The organism is Flavobacterium sp. KACC 22763 (assembly GCF_028736155.1).
GTDB lineage: Bacteria > Bacteroidota > Bacteroidia > Flavobacteriales > Flavobacteriaceae > Flavobacterium.
Genome location: NZ_CP117879.1, coordinates 4,883,594 through 4,901,283 on the forward strand (window position 1 = coordinate 4,883,594; position 17,690 = coordinate 4,901,283).

General features: G+C 34.4%; 12 protein-coding genes. 5 read left to right on the forward strand and 7 right to left on the reverse strand.

From position 1 onward, the window contains the following. Positions 1–22: 22 nt before the first annotated feature. Genes PQ463_RS20565 through PQ463_RS20575 form a run of 3 tightly spaced genes read right to left on the reverse strand, consistent with a single transcriptional unit; the run spans position 23 to position 3,309 of the window. Positions 23–1,810, reverse strand: coding sequence for a 1-deoxy-D-xylulose-5-phosphate synthase (locus PQ463_RS20565; protein ID WP_274255269.1), 1,788 nt, complete (start codon positions 1,808–1,810; stop codon positions 23–25). A 51-nt stretch (positions 1,811–1,861) separates the two neighbouring features. Beyond that, positions 1,862–2,497, reverse strand: a complete 636-nt coding sequence (locus tag PQ463_RS20570) for a hypothetical protein (RefSeq protein WP_274255270.1) — start codon at positions 2,495–2,497, stop codon at positions 1,862–1,864. Beyond that, positions 2,497–3,309 (reverse strand): energy transducer TonB, encoded by an 813-nt coding sequence (locus PQ463_RS20575; protein WP_274255271.1) that lies wholly within the window; start codon positions 3,307–3,309, stop codon positions 2,497–2,499. Before PQ463_RS20575 ends, PQ463_RS20570 begins: the two co-directional genes overlap by 1 nt. Positions 3,310–3,369: 60 nt before the next feature. On the opposite strand from PQ463_RS20575, the gene PQ463_RS20580 reads away from it, so the two are divergent. The 3 genes from PQ463_RS20580 to pbpC all read left to right on the forward strand — a co-directional run bounded on the left by PQ463_RS20580 (position 3,370) and on the right by pbpC (position 12,086). Then, complete coding sequence (locus PQ463_RS20580) at positions 3,370–3,813, forward strand: nucleoside deaminase (RefSeq protein WP_111379385.1); 444 nt, start codon at positions 3,370–3,372, stop codon at positions 3,811–3,813. A 135-nt stretch (positions 3,814–3,948) separates the two neighbouring features. Beyond that, the gene (locus tag PQ463_RS20585; RefSeq protein ID WP_274255272.1) at positions 3,949–9,636 is read left to right on the forward strand and encodes an alpha-2-macroglobulin family protein; all 5,688 of its coding nucleotides are present in this window, start codon (positions 3,949–3,951) and stop codon (positions 9,634–9,636) included. Positions 9,637–9,710: 74 nt separating this feature from the next. Next, positions 9,711–12,086: a penicillin-binding protein 1C gene (pbpC, locus tag PQ463_RS20590; protein ID WP_274255273.1), complete on the forward strand. Its 2,376-nt coding sequence runs from the start codon at positions 9,711–9,713 to the stop codon at positions 12,084–12,086. 13 nt (positions 12,087–12,099) lie between these two features. Here the strand turns inward: pbpC and PQ463_RS20595 are convergent, their stop codons facing one another. From PQ463_RS20595 to PQ463_RS20610, 4 genes are all read right to left on the reverse strand, one after another. Continuing rightward, a complete protein-coding gene (locus tag PQ463_RS20595; RefSeq protein WP_274255274.1) occupies positions 12,100–12,861 on the reverse strand; it encodes a hypothetical protein in 762 nt (253 codons plus the stop codon). Positions 12,862–12,874: 13 nt separating this feature from the next. Then, entirely contained in the window at positions 12,875–13,663 is a 789-nt protein-coding gene (locus tag PQ463_RS20600; RefSeq protein ID WP_274255275.1) for a hypothetical protein, read from the reverse strand. A 147-nt stretch (positions 13,664–13,810) separates the two neighbouring features. Next, complete coding sequence (locus PQ463_RS20605) at positions 13,811–15,355, reverse strand: Rne/Rng family ribonuclease (protein ID WP_066032867.1); 1,545 nt, start codon at positions 15,353–15,355, stop codon at positions 13,811–13,813. Positions 15,356–15,736: 381 nt separating this feature from the next. Beyond that, positions 15,737–16,027 carry an HU family DNA-binding protein gene (locus tag PQ463_RS20610; protein ID WP_007805026.1) on the reverse strand — a complete coding sequence of 97 codons (291 nt, stop codon included), beginning with the start codon at positions 16,025–16,027 and terminating at the stop codon, positions 15,737–15,739. Between the two features lie 140 nt (positions 16,028–16,167). On the opposite strand from PQ463_RS20610, the gene mutY reads away from it, so the two are divergent. Both mutY and PQ463_RS20620 read left to right on the forward strand, forming a co-directional pair. Continuing rightward, the gene (gene mutY, locus PQ463_RS20615; RefSeq protein WP_274255276.1) at positions 16,168–17,214 is read left to right on the forward strand and encodes an A/G-specific adenine glycosylase; all 1,047 of its coding nucleotides are present in this window, start codon (positions 16,168–16,170) and stop codon (positions 17,212–17,214) included. Between the two features lie 36 nt (positions 17,215–17,250). Next, complete coding sequence (locus PQ463_RS20620; protein WP_095928033.1) at positions 17,251–17,688, forward strand: single-stranded DNA-binding protein; 438 nt, start codon at positions 17,251–17,253, stop codon at positions 17,686–17,688. Positions 17,689–17,690 lie beyond the last annotated feature (2 nt).

Sequence of the window (17,690 nt, forward strand, 5' to 3'; positions counted from 1 at the left end):
TTTTTTTGGTGTCGCAAAATAATTATTTTGAACCATTAGAAAAAAGATTTATTAAACTTTTAACGTCAATTTTACACAATTGTTGCAGTTGATTTACCGTTCCATGCTCGATAAATTCATCTGGAACACCTAAAATTTCAATAGAATTTTTGAAATTATTTGATGCTGCAAACTCTAAAATTGCACTTCCAAAACCACCATTTTTAACCCCTTCTTCGATGGTAATAATACGTTCGAAAGTTGAAAAAATAATTTTTAAAGTATTGATGTCTAATGGTTTAATAAAACTAAAGTTATAGTGGGCGATTTCGTTAGAATTGGTAGATTCTTTTAGAGCTTCTATAACATTATTTCCAATTGTTCCGGCCGATAGCACAGCAACTTTCGTACCATCTTTCAAGCATTTTGCCTCGTTCCAATTTATTTTTTCGTAATGTCCGAAATTTTCTACTTCCCAATTTGGCAGGACTCCGCGACCTCGTGGATATCGAATTGCAATAGGATGATCAATTCCTAATTGAACTGTATATAAAATGTTTTGAAGTTCAATTTCGTTCAACGGAGCATAGATTACCATATTTGGAATCGAACGCAGATACGCGATGTCAAAAACACCATGATGCGTTGCGCCATCTTCGCCAACTAGGCCTGCACGGTCTAGACAAAAAATTACAGGCAAATTTTGCAGCGCCACATCATGAATTACCTGATCGTAGGCACGCTGTAAAAATGTAGAGTAAATATTGCAATACACAATCATGCCTTGAGTTGCCATTCCTGCTGCGAGCGTTACGGCGTGCTGTTCGGCAATTCCAACATCAAAAGCACGTTCTGGGAATTCGTCCATCATAAATTTTAATGAACTTCCAGAAGGCATTGCGGGTGTGATTCCGATTATTTTTTCATTCTTTTTGGCTAAATCTAAAATAGTCAAGCCAAAAACATCTTGATATTTTGGAGGAAGATTTTCTTCTTGTTTTAAATGAATTTCTCCAGTCGAAGCATCAAATTTTCCAGGAGCATGATATTTCACCTGATTTTCTTCAGCCTGCTGTAAACCTTTTCCTTTTGTAGTTACAATATGAAGGAATTTAGGTCCTTTTATCTTTTTAAGACGATTTAATTCTTTGATTAATTTAGGAAGATCATGACCGTCTATTGGCCCTGAATAATCAAAATTCAAAGATTTAATGATGTTATTCTGTCGTGGATTTTTACCGTTTTTAACCGAAGTAAGATATTTTTTCAAAGCGCCAACACTTGGATCAATTCCGATCGCATTATCGTTTAGAATAACCAAAATATTAGCATCAGTAACTCCAGCGTGATTTAAACCTTCAAACGCCATTCCGCTTGCGATAGAAGCGTCGCCAATTACTGCAATATGTTCTTTTTCGAAATCGCCTTTTAATTTAGAAGCAATTGCCATTCCGAGTGCTGCAGAAATCGAAGTAGAAGAATGTCCAACACCGAAAGTATCGTAAACATTTTCGCTTCTTTTTGGAAAACCAGAAACTCCTCCAATTTGTCTATTAGTATGAAAAATTTCTCTTCTTTCGGTCAGTATTTTATGTCCGTAAGCTTGATGTCCAACATCCCAAACCAATAAATCATCAGGAGTATTAAAAACATAATGCAAAGCTATTGTAAGCTCTACAACGCCTAAACTAGCTCCCAAATGCCCTTCTTTTACAGAAACAATATCAATAATAAACTGACGAAGTTCTTGAGCAACTTGAGCAAGCTGTTCTTCTTTTAAAAGACGCAAATCGGCAGGATTGTATATGTTGGAAAGTAAATCGCTTTTCATCGTAAGGTAAAAAGCAAATTTACGGTTTTAAATTTAATTTTCCCCAGAGTCTTATTTCAATAAAATAGGCACAGAATATTGCATTCTAACTTTTTTCCCATTCGATTCTCCAGGCTGCCATTTCGGACATAAACTTAAAACTCTTATGATTTCTTTTTGTAGTGGTTCTTCAACGGCTGGTGAACATTCAAGAAATGAAACACTTCCGTTTTTTTCGACAGCAAATGCAAGAGTGAAATTAAGTTTCCAATAACTTACATCTTCTGGCTTTTTATATTCTTTCATAAAAAAGTTATGAAATTGTTCTATTCCGCCCGGAAATTCTGCATTTGTATTTGAAATAGGTTTTAGAGTTGAGGCAGAATCATCTTTTTTTACTTTGTCAGATTTTGAAGATTTGTTTTCATCAACTTCTTTAGTTGCTATTGGTGTCGTTTGTTTTAATTCAGTTTGCTCTGCTTTTGATAAATCTGGTGTTTGATTTAATTTTTTAGTGTTAATTGCAGTTGTATCCAAAACATCTGGTTTTGCTGTCAAAGTGTCTTTTACAGTTCCAATATTCTTAACTTCCTGTTGTTTATCTTCTTTGTTTTGGCAACCGAAAAAAAGTACAGTTATAACCGCAAACAGTATGGGCAAAAATGATTTGCGATTTATATTGGCAGTTATTTTATGTTTTATTTTCATTATTTAAGTGTAATTGGCAAAATGAAAGTTGATCGTACAATTCGATCGTTTATTTTTCCAGGAATCCATTTGGGGCCAGATTCTAAAACTTTAATGACTTCTGCTTCATTTTCTGATGAAGTGTTTTTAGTTACTTTGAAATTAGTCAAAGTACCATCTTTTTCTACTACAAATAAAACCGACATTTCTCCTTTTTTTGAAGCAGTATATTTTTTTGCAAAATAAGAATAGAATTTTTTCATTCCGTCTTTTGGAGCGGGTAAAATATCTAAATCAACTGAATTATATATAATGCTATACTTAAAACGATAATATTCAATAGGTTTAGAAGGAACTACCATTCCCATTGTGACTCTTTCTCTTGGTATTTTTGTTTTTTCTTTTTTAGATTCAATCTGATGCCCATAGCAGGAGGAAACATCTTCATCTTGATTTTGTGTTGGATTGTCAACAATTTCAATTTGATCAATTTTTTTCTTGTTGCCTTCTTTATCTGCACAGCTAAACAAAGTGGTTCCCATTGCAATAAACAAAGCGAGAAGAAATATTTTATGGTAGTTTGTCTGCGAATATAAAACGCGATTAGGAATTTGAATCGTAATGCGATCTAACTGTGATTGTTTAAACCTTCCGCAAATTTTTTGATTTTGGTTTTGAATGAAATAATGCTGAATTTCTTTTGGAGGCATAGAAGTAAAATCAATAACCGTTTTAGAACAGCTCAGACAAAAACGTCCATTTTCAGCTGGCGTCATTTTGTCCCAGTCTTCATGACATGGTTCTGGTATTGTTATTTTATGATTTCTTTCCATATTCCAATTTCAAAATTTAAATGTAGTAAAAATAATGGGTAAAGTTTTACTTTTGCAGATATGGAAAATCCTTTTACTGACGAATATTTTATGAAGAAAGCTTTGCAGGAAGCAGAAGAAGCCTATTTAAAAGGTGAAATTCCTGTTGGAGCTGTTGTAGTTGTAGCTGATAAAGTTATTGCACGAAGTCATAATTTGACAGAATTATTAAATGATGTAACAGCTCATGCCGAAATGCAGTCTATTACTGCAGCAGCAAACTTTCTGGGCGGAAAATATTTAAAAGACTGTACGCTTTATGTAACTCTTGAACCTTGCCAAATGTGCGCAGGTGCTTTGTATTGGAGTCAGATTTCGAAAATTGTTTTTGGCGCACGAGATGAACAGCGCGGATTTATTAATATGGGAACAAAATTGCACCCGAAAACGACTGTTGTTTCTGGAGTAATGGCTAATGAAGCAGCAGATTTAATGAAACGTTTTTTTCTGGAAAGACGTAAATAAGCTTTAGATACCTTGTAGGATAGTTTATAATCTTCAACAAAAGTTAAATAATCATTATTAGAGAATTTTCCTCTTAAAGATCCCGAAAATATTTTACTTTTATACTAGTTTATTAACCAATAACTCTAGTTAAAAGTGAAAGCAAAAGGACTGTTTCTCGTATTTTTTGTGTTTTTTATTTTTCAATCTTGTGGCAGAAAATCAGCTGCCGATTTCAATTCAGATTTTTCATTATTCAAAGATTACATTACCAGTTTTACAGGCGGTATTGTCTCTTCGGATTCGGATATTCGTGTAGTTTTGGCTTTCGATAAAAATGATTGGAAACCTAATCAGGAATTAGATGACGATTTGTTTGATATTTCGCCAAGTGTTCACGGAAAAGTCATAGCGCTTTCAACAAATACTTTAGCTTTTATTCCAGAGAAAAAGCTCAAAATGGGTACAGAATATCAAGTTACTTTAAACTTAGATAAACTGACTGCAATTCCAAAAGAGAAAGAAAAAGAACTTTCTAAATTCAATTTTACAGTTAAAACGGTTAAACAGGATTTTACCATCAATACTGGCGATATTCAGTCGTATAGTAAAGAGTATCAATATTTAAATTGTACTTTAAAAACAGCAGATAATATTGATTTGGAAACCGCAATTAAGCTGGTTCAAGCCAAACATAATGGAAACGATCTTAAGATTAAGTTTGATAAAAATGTATCTTCAGGAAAGGAATTTCATTTTATAATTGACAGCATTCAACGTCAATCAGAAGCTTCAAATCTAGAAATTATTTATGATGGAAATGATTTTGATATTGATCAGAAAGGACAAATCGATTTCCCGATTACAAGCATTAATGAATTTAAAGTTATAAAAGTTGAAGTTCCAGACGGAAACAATCAGCAGGTTTTAATTAATTTCTCAGAACCTTTAGAAAAAGGGCAGGATTTTGCTGGATTGGTTTCAATTCAAAACACTAATAATCTGAAGTTTTCGACCCAAGGAAATTTACTAAAAGTATATTTTACCAATCAAAATGCTCCTAAAAAAGCAGAACCAGTAACGGTTGTTGCAGAAGAGACTGTTGCAGTAGCGGTAGATTCAGCTGCTGTTGTGGTTGATTCTGCAGCAGTTGCAGTAGATTCGGCTGCAGCAGTTGTGGAAGAAGCCGTTGAATATGTGCCAGGCGAAGAACCGGAACAGGTTGTAACGGGTGAATTATTATTGGAAGTTTTTCAGGGAATAGAAAGTCAATATGGTAAAAAATTAGAAAACAATTACAGCGAAAAAATCTCTTTCGACCAGATAAAACCAAATGTTCGTTTTATTAAAAACGGAACAATTCTGCCAAGTTCAAACAATTTAAAATTGAATTTTGAGGCTGTAAATCTAAGTGCAGTTGACGTAAAGGTTTATAAAATCTACAAGAATAATATTCTGCAATTTCTTCAATATAACGAATTAAATGGCGGACAGAATCTCAAAAAAGTAGCACAGCCAATTGCCAAAACAACGCTGAATTTAAGGGAAAGCACACTCGTAAATCTTTCGAAATGGAATACGTATGCTTTAGATTTATCTAAAATCATTAAACCAGAACCAGGAGCGATTTACAGAGTTGAATTTGTTTATAAAAAGAAATATTCGCTTTATAAATGCGAAACATCAGAAGGGAATGACGATGAAGCCGAGGAAGAAGAAGTTGATGAAAATGATGTAAACTACAGCGGAAACTCTTACGACGATTATTACTATTATGATGATTACGACTGGAGAGAAAGTCAGGATCCTTGTACAGGTTCTTATTTCTACAATGCTAGAATTGCTACTAATATTTTAGCATCAGATTTAGGAGTTATTGCTAAAAGAGGTGAAAATAAATCGTATTTATTTGCTGTAAATAATATTGTTACAACTGAGCCAGTTTCAAACGCAAGAGTTGATTTATACAACTTTCAACAGCAAAAAATAGCAACAGAAGCAACTAGCAGCGAAGGAATTGCTTCTTTCCAATTGGATAAATTCGCTTATTTCGCAATTGTAACTTTAGGAGATCAATCAACTTATGTGAAATTAGATGACGGACTTTCATTGTCTGTAAGTAATTTTGATGTTGCCGGAGAGACTTTGCAAAAAGGTTTAAAAGGATTTATTTATGGAGAAAGAGGTGTTTGGCGTCCGGGAGATAATTTGTATCTGTCATTTATTTTGAATGATGCGGCAAATAAACTTCCGAAATCACATCCAATTAAATTCAGATTAAATGATCCGAATGGCAAAACAGTTTATCAAACCGTTCAAAAAACAAATGATTTAAATCATTATGCTTTTATAGTACCAACAAACCAAGATGCGCCTACAGGAAATTGGGAAGCCATGGTAAGTGTTGGTGGCGCTAAATTCTATAAGAGTATTAAGATTGAAACCATCAAGCCGAATCGTTTAAAAATCAAAAATACATTTAGCAGAAAAACACTTTCGGCTTCGTATCCAAATACAGACAATCTTGAGGTAACATGGCTTCACGGTGCAATTGCTAAGAATTTGAATGTAGAAATGCAGGCGAAATTCTCTCAGCAGGCAACCACTTTTAAAGGTTATGAAAAATATACTTTTGATGATTTAGCGCGTCAGTTTAGTACAGAAGAAATCAATGTTTTCTCTGGGAAATTGAATGAAAGCGGAAAGGCTTCAGTAAATATTCAGCCAAGATTGCAAGGTCAAGCACCTGGAATGTTGCGTGCATCATTCATTACAAAAGTGTATGAAGAAGGAGGAGATTTTAGTACAGATGTAATGTCAACAACTTATTCTCCGTATAAAACGTATGTTGGACTTAAAACGCCTGAGCTAAACAAATACAGCATGCTTGAAACGAGAGCAAACAATCGTTTTGATGTGGTAACGGTTGATGAAAACGGAAGACCAAAATCAGTTCGTAATCTCGAAGTAAGAGTTTACAAAGTAGACTGGAGATGGTGGTGGGATTCTTCGAGCGATAATTTATCAAATTACAACTCATCGAATGCAACGACTTCATACAAAACATTTGTAATCAATACTGACTCAAGCGGAAAAGGAAGTTTCCAATTTGCTTTGACAGACGAAGAATGGGGACGCTACTTAATTCGTGTTGAAGATGGTGAAAGCGGACATGCGGCTTCTTTAACTGTAAATATAGACTGGCCAATCTGGTCTGGAAAAACACGAAACAGAGATGCTTCAACGGCCAATATGTTAGTTTTTTCTACCGATAAAAAGAATTACGCAGTTGGAGAAAAAGCACAAATTTCTTTCCCTTCAAGTGAAGGTGGGCGTGCTTTAATTTCTATCGAAAACGGATCGCGAGTTGTGCAGACTATTTGGGCTGAAACTAAAAACGGAGAAACAAAAGTTGAAGTTCCGATTACAGGAGCAATGGCTCCAAACGTATATTTCAATATCACGTTATTGCAACCTCATGCTTCAACCAAAAATGATTCGCCAATTCGTATGTATGGAATTGTACCGATTGAAGTGGTAGATAAAAATACCATTTTGGCACCAACTCTTAATATGCCAGATGTTTTAAGACCAGAACAGCCGTTTACAGTAAAAGTGGGTGAGAAATCAGGTAAAGAAATGACTTATACAATTGCAGTTGTCGATGAAGGACTTTTGGATTTAACTCGTTTTAAAACGCCAAATGCATGGGATAGTTTCTATGTTCGGGAAGCTTTAGGTGTAAAAACTTGGGATATTTATGATGATGTAATTGGTGCTTATGGCGGAAAAATAAACCAGATTTTCAGTATTGGTGGTGACCAGGATTTAGGAGGCGGAAAAGCTAAAAAAGCCAACCGTTTTAAACCTGTTGTATTGTATTACGGACCATTTAAATTAGGAAAAGGAGAAACAAAATCGCATGAATTAAAACTCCCTAAATACATTGGTTCAGTTAGAACAATGGTGGTTGCGGGAGATGCAAAAACAAGCGCTTACGGAAGTGTTGAGAAAGCAACACAGGTTAAGAGTCCGCTGATGGTATTGGCTTCGTTACCAAGAAAAATTTCGCCATCAGAAAAAGTGACATTGCCTGTGACGGTTTTCGCAACTGAAAATAAAATCAAAAATGTTTCAATTCAGGTTAAAACGAGTAACGGATTGAAAGTTATGGGAAGTGCGGTTCAAAAATTAAGTTTTGCACAGCCGGATGAGAAAATGGCTTATTTTAATTTGGTTGTAGGTTCTGCGACTGGAATTGCGAAAGTTCAGGTAATTGCAACATCTGGAAGCGAGAAATCGGTTTATGATGTTGAAATCGACATGACAAATCCGAATCCAGTTACAAGTACATTTACAGATGTTGTTTTATCTCCAAATAGCACTAAAACAATTTCATGGAAAACATTTGGAATTGCTGGAAGTAATAAAGCAAGATTAGAAGTTTCGTCAATGCCATCAATGAATTTGAATGGAAGATTGCAATTTTTGATTCAGTATCCACATGGATGTGTAGAGCAGACTACGTCATCAGTTTTCCCTCAATTGTACTTAGGAGACGTGGCAGATATTGATGCGAAACGTAAAGATCTGATTCAGAAAAACGTTGCTGCTGGAATTGCCAGATTGGGTAATTTCCAGTTATCAAACGGCGGATTGCCTTACTGGCAAGGAAATGCGATTGCAGACGATTGGGGAACTTCTTATGCAGGACATTTCTTGATTGAAGCAGAGAAAAAAGGTTATGTGTTACCGATTAATTTCAAATCAAAATGGTTATCATATCAGCAGAAAGAAGCGAAACAATGGCGTTTTGAACCTAAATACGGAAATGATTTAGCTCAAGCGTATCGTTTGTACACTTTGGCTCTGGCAGGAAATGCCGATTTATCATCAATGAACAGATTGCGTGAAACAAAAGGTATTTCAAACGAAAGTATGCTTCGTCTGGCAGCCGCTTATGTTTTAGCTGGACAAAAATCGGCTGGACAAAGTTTATTCTTGAGAACAAGCATTGATGGAAGTTCAGACGGATATAGCTATTACTATTATGGTTCAAGCGAAAGAAACAGAGCAATGGCTTTGGAAACGATGCTTTTATTAGACCAAAAACAAAAAGCATTTGTAACAGCTTCTAAATTAGCTAAAGAAATGTCAGCAAATCAATGGATGAGTACACAGACAACTGCTTACTGTCTATACGCAATGTCGAAATTTGCAGTAAGCAATGGTCCAAAAGGAATTAATATTCAGTTTAGTAAAAACGGAAAAGGAGAGACCATAAACACAGGTAAATCGGTTGCAGATCGTAGTTTGTCTGTTGCTTCGGGGACAAACAGTATTACGCTTAAAAATAATAAAGCCAATACGGTTTATGTTCGTGTATTGAACACTGGAATATTGCCAATAGGACAAGAAAATGCGGTTCAAAGTGATGTTACAGCTTCTATTGTTTTCAAAAATAGAAAAGGAAGTGTAATCAATGTGTCAAGAATCAATCAGGGAACTGAATTTGTTGCTGAGGTTACAATTAAAAACCAAAGAGGAGAAAGCGTTCAAAATGTTGCATTATCGCAAATTCTGCCTTCAGGATTCGAAATTGTAAATACTCGTTTTACAGATTATGGAGATGCGGTAAACAACATCGCTGATTATATTGATATTCGCGATGACAGAACTAATTTCTATTTTGGTATGAAAGCCAGAGAAACCAAAGTCTTTAGAATTCTGTTAAACGCATCATACTTAGGAAACTATTATTTGCCTGGATTACAATGCGAAGCGATGTATGATAATACTTTCTTGGCAAGAACAAAAGGATTCTGGGTTGAGGTGGTGAAATAAAATTGTTAGCCACGAATTCACGAATTAATTTGTTATAATTTAAATTAGTGAATTCGTAGCGAAAAAAAATAATATTGAAAAATAAACTAAAAGCGTTTCTCCAACGCATTCTAAATTGGATAAAAAGAAACAAAATAAAATCAGCAATTGCATTTATGCTCTTGCTGATTTACTATTTTTCGATACCTCGAACTTTATTCAAAGAACCATATTCAACCGTAATAGAAAGTAAAGAAGGAGAACTTCTAGGGGCTAAAATTGCCAGAGACGGACAATGGCGTTTTCCTGCGCAAGATAGTGTTCCCGACAAATTCAAGAAATGTATTGTGTATTTTGAAGATGAGTATTTTTATAAACATCCTGGTTTCAATCCCGGTGCAATGATAAATGCTTTTAAACAAAATAGAAAAGCAGGAAAAGTAGTCAGAGGGGGAAGTACATTGACGCAACAAGTAATCAGACTTTCCCGAAAAGGAAAAAATAGAACTTACTTTGAAAAATTAATAGAAATAATTCTCGCTACAAGATTAGAGTTAGGCTATTCTAAAAATGAAATTCTTGAAATGTATGCAGCACACGCGCCTTTTGGAGGAAATGTTGTGGGGTTGGAAATGGCTTCATGGCGTTATTTTGGCGTTCAGTCCAATCAATTATCATGGGCTGAAAATGCGGTTTTGGCCGTTTTGCCCAATGCGCCAAGTTTAATTTATCCAGGAAAAAATCAAATAAAATTACTCAACAAACGAAACCGACTTTTATTAAAACTGCATCAAGAAGGCATAATCGATAAGCAGACGTATGAACTTTCAATAGAAGAACCTCTACCTCAAAAACCATACGATCTGCCTCAAATTGCGCCTCATTTACTGCAGAGAGTGGCAAAAAATGAAGAAGGAACAAGAGTAAAGACAACAATTGATTATGCGTTGCAAAATCGTGTGAATCAAATTGCACGATATTATTACAATCAGTATAAACAGAATGAAGTGCATAATTTGGCCATTTTGGTAATTGATGTTCAGAGCAGAAACGTAATGAGTTATGTTGGAAACTCTCCAGCAGATGTGGATCATCAAAAAGATGTTGATATTATTGATGCGCCAAGAAGTACAGGAAGTATTTTAAAACCTCTTTTGTATGGAGCGATGTTAGATGACGGTGAGTTATTGCCGAATACTTTAGTGGCCGATATTCCAACGCAAATTTCTGGATATACACCTCAAAATTTTAATTTGACATTTGACGGAGCTGTTCCCGCACATCGCGCTTTGTCACGTTCGCTGAATATTCCAGCGGTTTTAATGCTTCAGGAGTTTACTGTAAACAAATTTTATGAAGAATTACAGAAGTTTAAATTAAAGAACATTAATAAAACACCCGATCATTACGGTTTATCGCTTATTTTAGGAGGAGCAGAAAGTAATTTGTGGGATTTATGCCGAACGTACGCGAATCTTTCATCTACGGTCAATTATTACACTAAAAATAAAGGGCAATATAGAACCAACGAGTTTACAGAGCTCAATTATAAAAACGATTTTAAGCCCGATTTTGGCTCTGAAACTGATCAAAAGAATATTCTAGGCGCAGGATCAATTTGGTTGACGTATAACGCAATGGAAGAGGTAAATAGGCCCGAAGGAGATGAAGCTTGGAAATTTTATGACAGTTCGCTTAAAATTGCTTGGAAAACGGGAACAAGTTTCGGAAATCGAGATGCGTGGGCAATTGGAACAAACTCAAGATATGTAGTAGGAATTTGGGTTGGAAATGCAACTGGAGAAGGAAGGCCAACTTTGACAGGAGTAACCAGTGCCGCGCCAATTTTATTTGATGTTTTTAATTTGCTGCCAAGACAAAGATGGTTTGATACGCCTTATAGCGATTTGGCTGAAGTTGAGGTTTGCCGTTTAAGCGGTTATTTGGCAAAAGACAATTGCCCGAAAATTAAGCAATGGGTTACTAAAAAAGGAAAATCGACTAAGGTCTGTCCATATCATAGAACGATTCATTTAGATAAAACAGAGCAGTTTCAGGTAAACAGTAGTTGTGAAAATATCGATAATATTGTTACTAAAAACTGGTTTGTACTGCCTCCTGTTATGGCTTGGTATTACAAAAGTCAGCATATTGAGTATTTACCATTGCCTCCATTCAAAGAAGGTTGCGAGGGAACGCAAACCACAACAATGGATTTTATTTACCCAAAAGCCAATAGTAAAATCTATTTGACAAAGGATTTTAATAGCAATGTGCAGCCCGTAATTTTGAAAGTAGCGTATTCTGAAAGAGATAAAGAGTTATTTTGGTATGTAGATGATGTTTATAAAGCGACCACAAAAACCTTTCATGAACTGCCAATTACTCCCACAACGGGAATACATTACATAACAGTTGTAGATGCTTCTGGTAATGAAATAAGACGTAGAATTGAAATTGTTAGAGAATAATAACGTTTAAAAATTACATGAATTTCATTGGAAGAATCGCATCTTTATTTTTTGTTAACCTAATATTTAAACCAAATAAAAGCCCCTTAATTACTGGAGCCTTTTCATAACTAAAAGGTTGTGAATAACCAAGTCCGAAGTCTATCGCATTTAACCATGATAAGCCGACTAATGTATAAGCATGTTTATTTGATGCGCCAGCTTTACAAAACCAGCCAGTTTTTGAATTGTAGGCCAAATGAAGATCTGGAAGTCCATAATATTTGTCACTGTAACTGTTTGTAATTCCGTACCCGGCACCTATGAAGAGTTTGTTGTCACTATAGCAATCTAAACAAAATTCCATACCTGCAGTTAAAAGACTTTTGTTGGCAATTGAATAATTTAAATAAAGTATAGGCCAGTCTGGGATTCTAAATTTTGATGAAGTATTGTATTCTCTATAGTTAAATTCTCTCGTTTCAATTGTGTCGTCGTTTTCATTATGCCATTTTGCTTTCCCAACTAAATAATCACCATTGTAATCTTTAGAATAGCCTTGAAATTGTATTTTATTACTATTTAAATAGTAATCTTTAATTGTAAAAAGAGAGTCGATGTTTTTTATTTTATAACCTACAGCATCTTTTGTTTTTACTTTTAGAGGTTTAATTCGGTAATAAATAGCAGCTTCCTTACTGCTTATTTTCCAGTTTTTGTCAAAAAAGATTGTGTCATTTTGAGCAGACAATGGAGCAAGTAACATTAGGAAGATTATAGTGATGTAGGTTTTCATTTGTTTAAGTTATTTAGTAGCCCATAAATTGGCTGTAAGCTTTTCGATTTTTTGTAAATCTTAAATTAAGACTCATCGTAAATCCTTCAAATGCAGGAGCTTTATCTGGGTTATACGGTAAGGAATATCCAAGCCCTAAATCTATGAAATTCATTAGGGATAATCCTCCCATTATATAACCATTTTTGTGGGTTGTTCCTATTTTTGCAAATAATATTGAGACATTGCGTGATAAATGCAGGTCAGGTAAACCATAGTATTGTCCGTTGTAGCTATTTGTAACACCGTATCCAATGCCTAAAAAAAGTTTATTGTTGGTTTTGCAGTCCAAACAAAATTCATAACCTGCAGTTAGAAGGCTTTTGTCAGCAATGCTATAATTTAAATAAGTAATTGGCGCTCTGGGTACTCTAAATGTTCCTGGGGCAGGTTTGTTGAAATCTCTTGAATAAAGAACAGTACCATCTTCTTTAAACCATTTTGCTTTTCCGACATTATTGTTTCCCTCAACATCTTTTGTGTAGCCTTCGAATTGTAAAGTATTATTTTTTACGTAGTAATCTTTAATAACATAAAGTGAATCTACATATTGTATTTTTCGCCCAATAGCTTTTTTGGTTTTTATTTTTGTAGGTTTTAATCGGTAATAAATAGCAGAATCTTTTACAGTAGTTTTCCATTCTGGATTAAAAAAAATAGTGTCATTTTGAGCCAATAGTTTGAATGAAAATAAAAAAAGAATAACCAAGTAATGAATGTTTTTTGTTTTGGTTAACGAAAAAAGACGTGTGGCAGCTGTCATATAAATCGATTAAAATATGGCAAACATAATGTGTGGTAGGCAATTAGATGGCTGATAGAAGTTTTTTATATGCTATTATAAGACATAAAATGTGTTGTAAAAAAGCACAAAAAAACCGCCAATCTTTCGAAAGGCGGTTTGATGTTTTTATTCTGTAATAACATTTCCCTTTTTATCGTAGAAATGGTATTCTAAGTACGTGTAAGCGTCACGAGGTATGATTTTCACCCATTTCTTATGTTCAAAAAACCATTTTGAACGTAATGATGGAAAACCTTTGCTGAGGTATGCAGCCACAAACGGGTGTGTATTAAGCACAACCTTGTTGTGGGTTTTTAAAAGTCTTTCTAAATCAGCGGTGATCTTATCAATGATTAAAATTGGAGCTTCAATTTCACCATTATGTTTGTTAGGATCTTCCTCTCTGGTTTTGATATTCACTTCTGGTCTTACTCGCTGTCTTGTAATCTGGACTAAGCCAAATTTACTTGGCGGTAATATTTTATGTTTTGCTTTATCGTCGCTCATTTCTTCTCGCAAGAAGTCGAACAAAACTTTCCTGTTTTCTGGATTAGACATATCGATAAAATCAACTACAATTATTCCGCCCATATCACGCAGACGAAGCTGTCTGGCAATTTCTGCTGCGGCAATCATATTTACTTCCATGGCTGTGTCTTCTTGGTTGGTCGCTTTATTAGAACGGTTTCCGCTGTTTACGTCTATAACGTGAAGAGCTTCAGTGTGTTCTATGATAAGATAAGCACCTTTACTCATGGAAACAGTTCGGCCAAATGAAGTTTTGATTTGTCTCTCTATATTGTATTTCTCAAAAATCGGAGTGTCATTTGATTGATAAAACTTAACAATCGATTGTTTTGAAGGTGCAATTTCTTGCAGATATTCCTTCGTTTGATGGTACAACTCTTCATCATCTATTTGAATACCACTAAAGGTATCATTAAATACATCTCTTAATATCGAAGAAGCTCTGTTAAGCTCTCCTAATACTTTTGATGGATGATGAGCAGTTGGTAATTTTTTACACATTGCAGACCATCTGCCAAGCAGGTTCTGCAAATCTTTTTCTAATTCGGCTACGTTTTTGCCTTCTGCTACTGTACGAACAATAACACCAAATCCTTTAGGTTTGATCGATAGAACAAGTTTTTTTAGACGATCCTTTTCTTTTTTGTCTTCTATTTTTTGAGAAATAGAAACACGATCAGAAAAAGGAACTAGAACGATAAATCTTCCGGCAAGAGAAAGCTCAGCACTTATTCTTGGGCCTTTGGTAGATATAGGTTCTTTAACTACTTGAACTAAGACAGATTGATTGGCACTTAAAATATCAGTAATGATGCCATCTTTGTCAATCTCTTTTTCAAACTGAAAGGTTTTTAGGGAGAAATCTTTTAATTTACCTGCGCTTACAAGTTTTATGAATTTCAGCTGAGAAGCTAGATTTGGACCCAAATCGTGATAATGTAAAAAGGCATCTTTTTCGAAACCTACATTCACAAAAGCAGCATTTAGTCCAGCAACTGGTTTTCTGATTTTGGCAATAAAAATATCACCAACCTGAAAGTTGCTTTTTTCTTCTTCTTTGTGTAATTCAATTAGTTTTCCATCTTTTAATAAGGCAAAATCTACTGCATCAGAACTAGATCTAATGATTAATTCTTTATTCACACTGTAAATTTTTATCCAGACTTTTAGTTTCAGGTTTTAAGTTTCAAGTTTCAAGTTTTACAACTCATAACTCAACACTCATAACTCATAACTGAATTGTAAGGATGGATTAAACAATATTTTTAACAGGTATTAACCCGGTGAAAACTAGCTGGCAGTTTGCAGTTCTGAGTAATCAGTAGACTGAAGGCTAAAAACTGATGACTGAATACTAATTTTCAATTTCAATGAACGTTTAAAAAGAAAAAAGTAGTTTAAAACTACTTTTTCTTTTTGTGGCGGTTAGCTCTCGCTCTTTTCTTACGTTTGTGAGTCGCTACCTTATGTCTCTTTCTTTTTTTACCACTTGGCATATTGTGTCAGATTTTATGTTAATTAATATTATTTTGCTTCGTTGTTTGTTTTAACCCCTTCTACAAAAACTTTCGCAGGTTTAAACGCAGGAATGTTGTGTGCTGGAATTTTAATAGTAGTGTTTTTAGAAATGTTTCTTCCAGTTTTTTCAGCTCTAGTTTTAACGATAAAACTACCAAAACCTCTAAGGTATACATTGTCTCCAGTTTCTAAAGAAGTCTTAACTTCTTCCATAAAAGTTTCTACTGTTGCTTGAACGTCTCCTTTTTCAAGACCTAGTTTCTCTGAAATCTTCGCTACGATATCTGCTTTCGTCATTTTCTTTCCTATTTTATTTTATAAATGGTGTACTATTTTTTTGAGTTTGCAAATATAGGAATTAAAAAAATAATTAATCAAGCTAATTCGTTAAATTTTAATTACATAAACATTTACTTTTGCAATCTAAGTATTTTGCAATGGATTTTCATAACATATTGATAAAATGGTATTTACAGAATAAACGTGATTTACCGTGGCGAAAAACGGTCGATCCGTACCAAATTTGGCTCTCAGAAATTATGCTTCAGCAGACCAGAGTTGTGCAAGGAATGCCTTACTTTTTCTCATTTACCAAGGAATTTCCTACTGTAAAACATTTAGCAGATGCTCCCGAAGAGAAGGTTTTGAAACTTTGGCAAGGCTTAGGATATTATTCTCGTGCGCGAAATCTTCATAAAACGGCTCAATATATAAGTAATGATTTAAATGGAGTTTTTCCAGATTCTTATAAAGATCTTCTAAAACTTAAAGGAGTAGGAGAGTACACAGCGGCGGCAATTGCTTCCTTTTCTTATAATGAATCGGTTCCTGTGGTAGACGGAAATGTGTTTCGGGTATTGTCTCGTTATTTTGATATTGAATCGGATATTGCGCTTCCTGCAACTAAAAAAGAATTTACAGCTTTGGCGCAAGAATTAATGCCAAAAGATAATCCTGCTATCTTTAATCAAGCCATAATGGAGTTTGGAGCATTACAGTGTGTGCCTAAAAGTCCCGATTGTTCAGTTTGTGTTTTTAACGAAAGCTGCGCTGCATTACAAAAAGGAAAAGTAAATATGCTCCCTGTTAAATCTAAAAAGCTTAAAGTAACCAATCGTTATTTCAATTATTTGATTTTAGAAGATGTTTTAGGAAATACATTAATTCAGAAAAGAACTCAAAAAGGAATCTGGCATAATTTATACGAGTTTCCGTTGCTGGAAACAGAATCAATTGTTGGTTTTAATGAAGTTTCTAAAAAAGCAAAAGAAGAAATTTTTTCAGAATATACTATTATAAGTATAGAAGATTGCAGCGAATCGACTATTGTGCATAAGCTTTCACATCAGCATCTGCACATTCAATTCTGGAAAATTAAAGTACAGGAGAAAATTGAAAACGGAATAGATTCACAAAAAATAAAAACTTTTCCTTTTCCTATTGTGATATATAATTTTATAGAAAAGCAAGAAATAAATTGCTAAAAAAATGTATCTTTGGGAGAAATACTACCAAAAACTATGAACGGAACATTAAATAAAGTGATGCTTATTGGCCATTTAGGCGATGATGTAAAGATGCATTATTTTGATGGAGGAAATTGCATCGGACGTTTTCAATTGGCTACCAATGAGGTGTATATCAATAAAACGACCAATGAAAAGATTACCTCTACAGAATGGCATAATTTGGTTGTGCGTAATAAAGCCGCAGAGATTTGCGAAAAATATCTTTCTAAAGGAGACAAAATTTATGTCGAGGGAAGAATAAAATCTCGTCAGTGGCAGACAGAAGATGGAACTACAAAATATACAACCGAAATTCAGGTTACAGAGTTTACTTTTCTGACTACCAAAAAAGAAACTGCCTATACAAAACAAAACCAGGATACAGAGTCGGCAAAAAACACTAACTTTGATGCTCCTGAAGGGCTTCCTATTAATGATCTGCCCTTCTAAGT

What these genes read in the sequence shown, in the direction of transcription:
- PQ463_RS20565 (WP_274255269.1), bottom strand. Translation starts at nt 1,810, where the DNA reads ATGAAAAGCGATTTACTTTCCAACATATACAATCCTGCCGATTTGCGT.
- PQ463_RS20570 (WP_274255270.1), bottom strand. Translation starts at nt 2,497, where the DNA reads ATGAAAATAAAACATAAAATAACTGCCAATATAAATCGCAAATCATTT.
- PQ463_RS20575 (WP_274255271.1), bottom strand. Translation starts at nt 3,309, where the DNA reads ATGGAAAGAAATCATAAAATAACAATACCAGAACCATGTCATGAAGAC.
- PQ463_RS20580 (WP_111379385.1), top strand. Translation starts at nt 3,370, where the DNA reads ATGGAAAATCCTTTTACTGACGAATATTTTATGAAGAAAGCTTTGCAG.
- PQ463_RS20595 (WP_274255274.1), bottom strand. Translation starts at nt 12,861, where the DNA reads ATGAAAACCTACATCACTATAATCTTCCTAATGTTACTTGCTCCATTG.
- PQ463_RS20600 (WP_274255275.1), bottom strand. Translation starts at nt 13,663, where the DNA reads ATGACAGCTGCCACACGTCTTTTTTCGTTAACCAAAACAAAAAACATT.
- PQ463_RS20610 (WP_007805026.1), bottom strand. Translation starts at nt 16,027, where the DNA reads ATGACGAAAGCAGATATCGTAGCGAAGATTTCAGAGAAACTAGGTCTT.
- mutY (WP_274255276.1), top strand. Translation starts at nt 16,168, where the DNA reads ATGGATTTTCATAACATATTGATAAAATGGTATTTACAGAATAAACGT.
- PQ463_RS20620 (WP_095928033.1), top strand. Translation starts at nt 17,251, where the DNA reads ATGAACGGAACATTAAATAAAGTGATGCTTATTGGCCATTTAGGCGAT.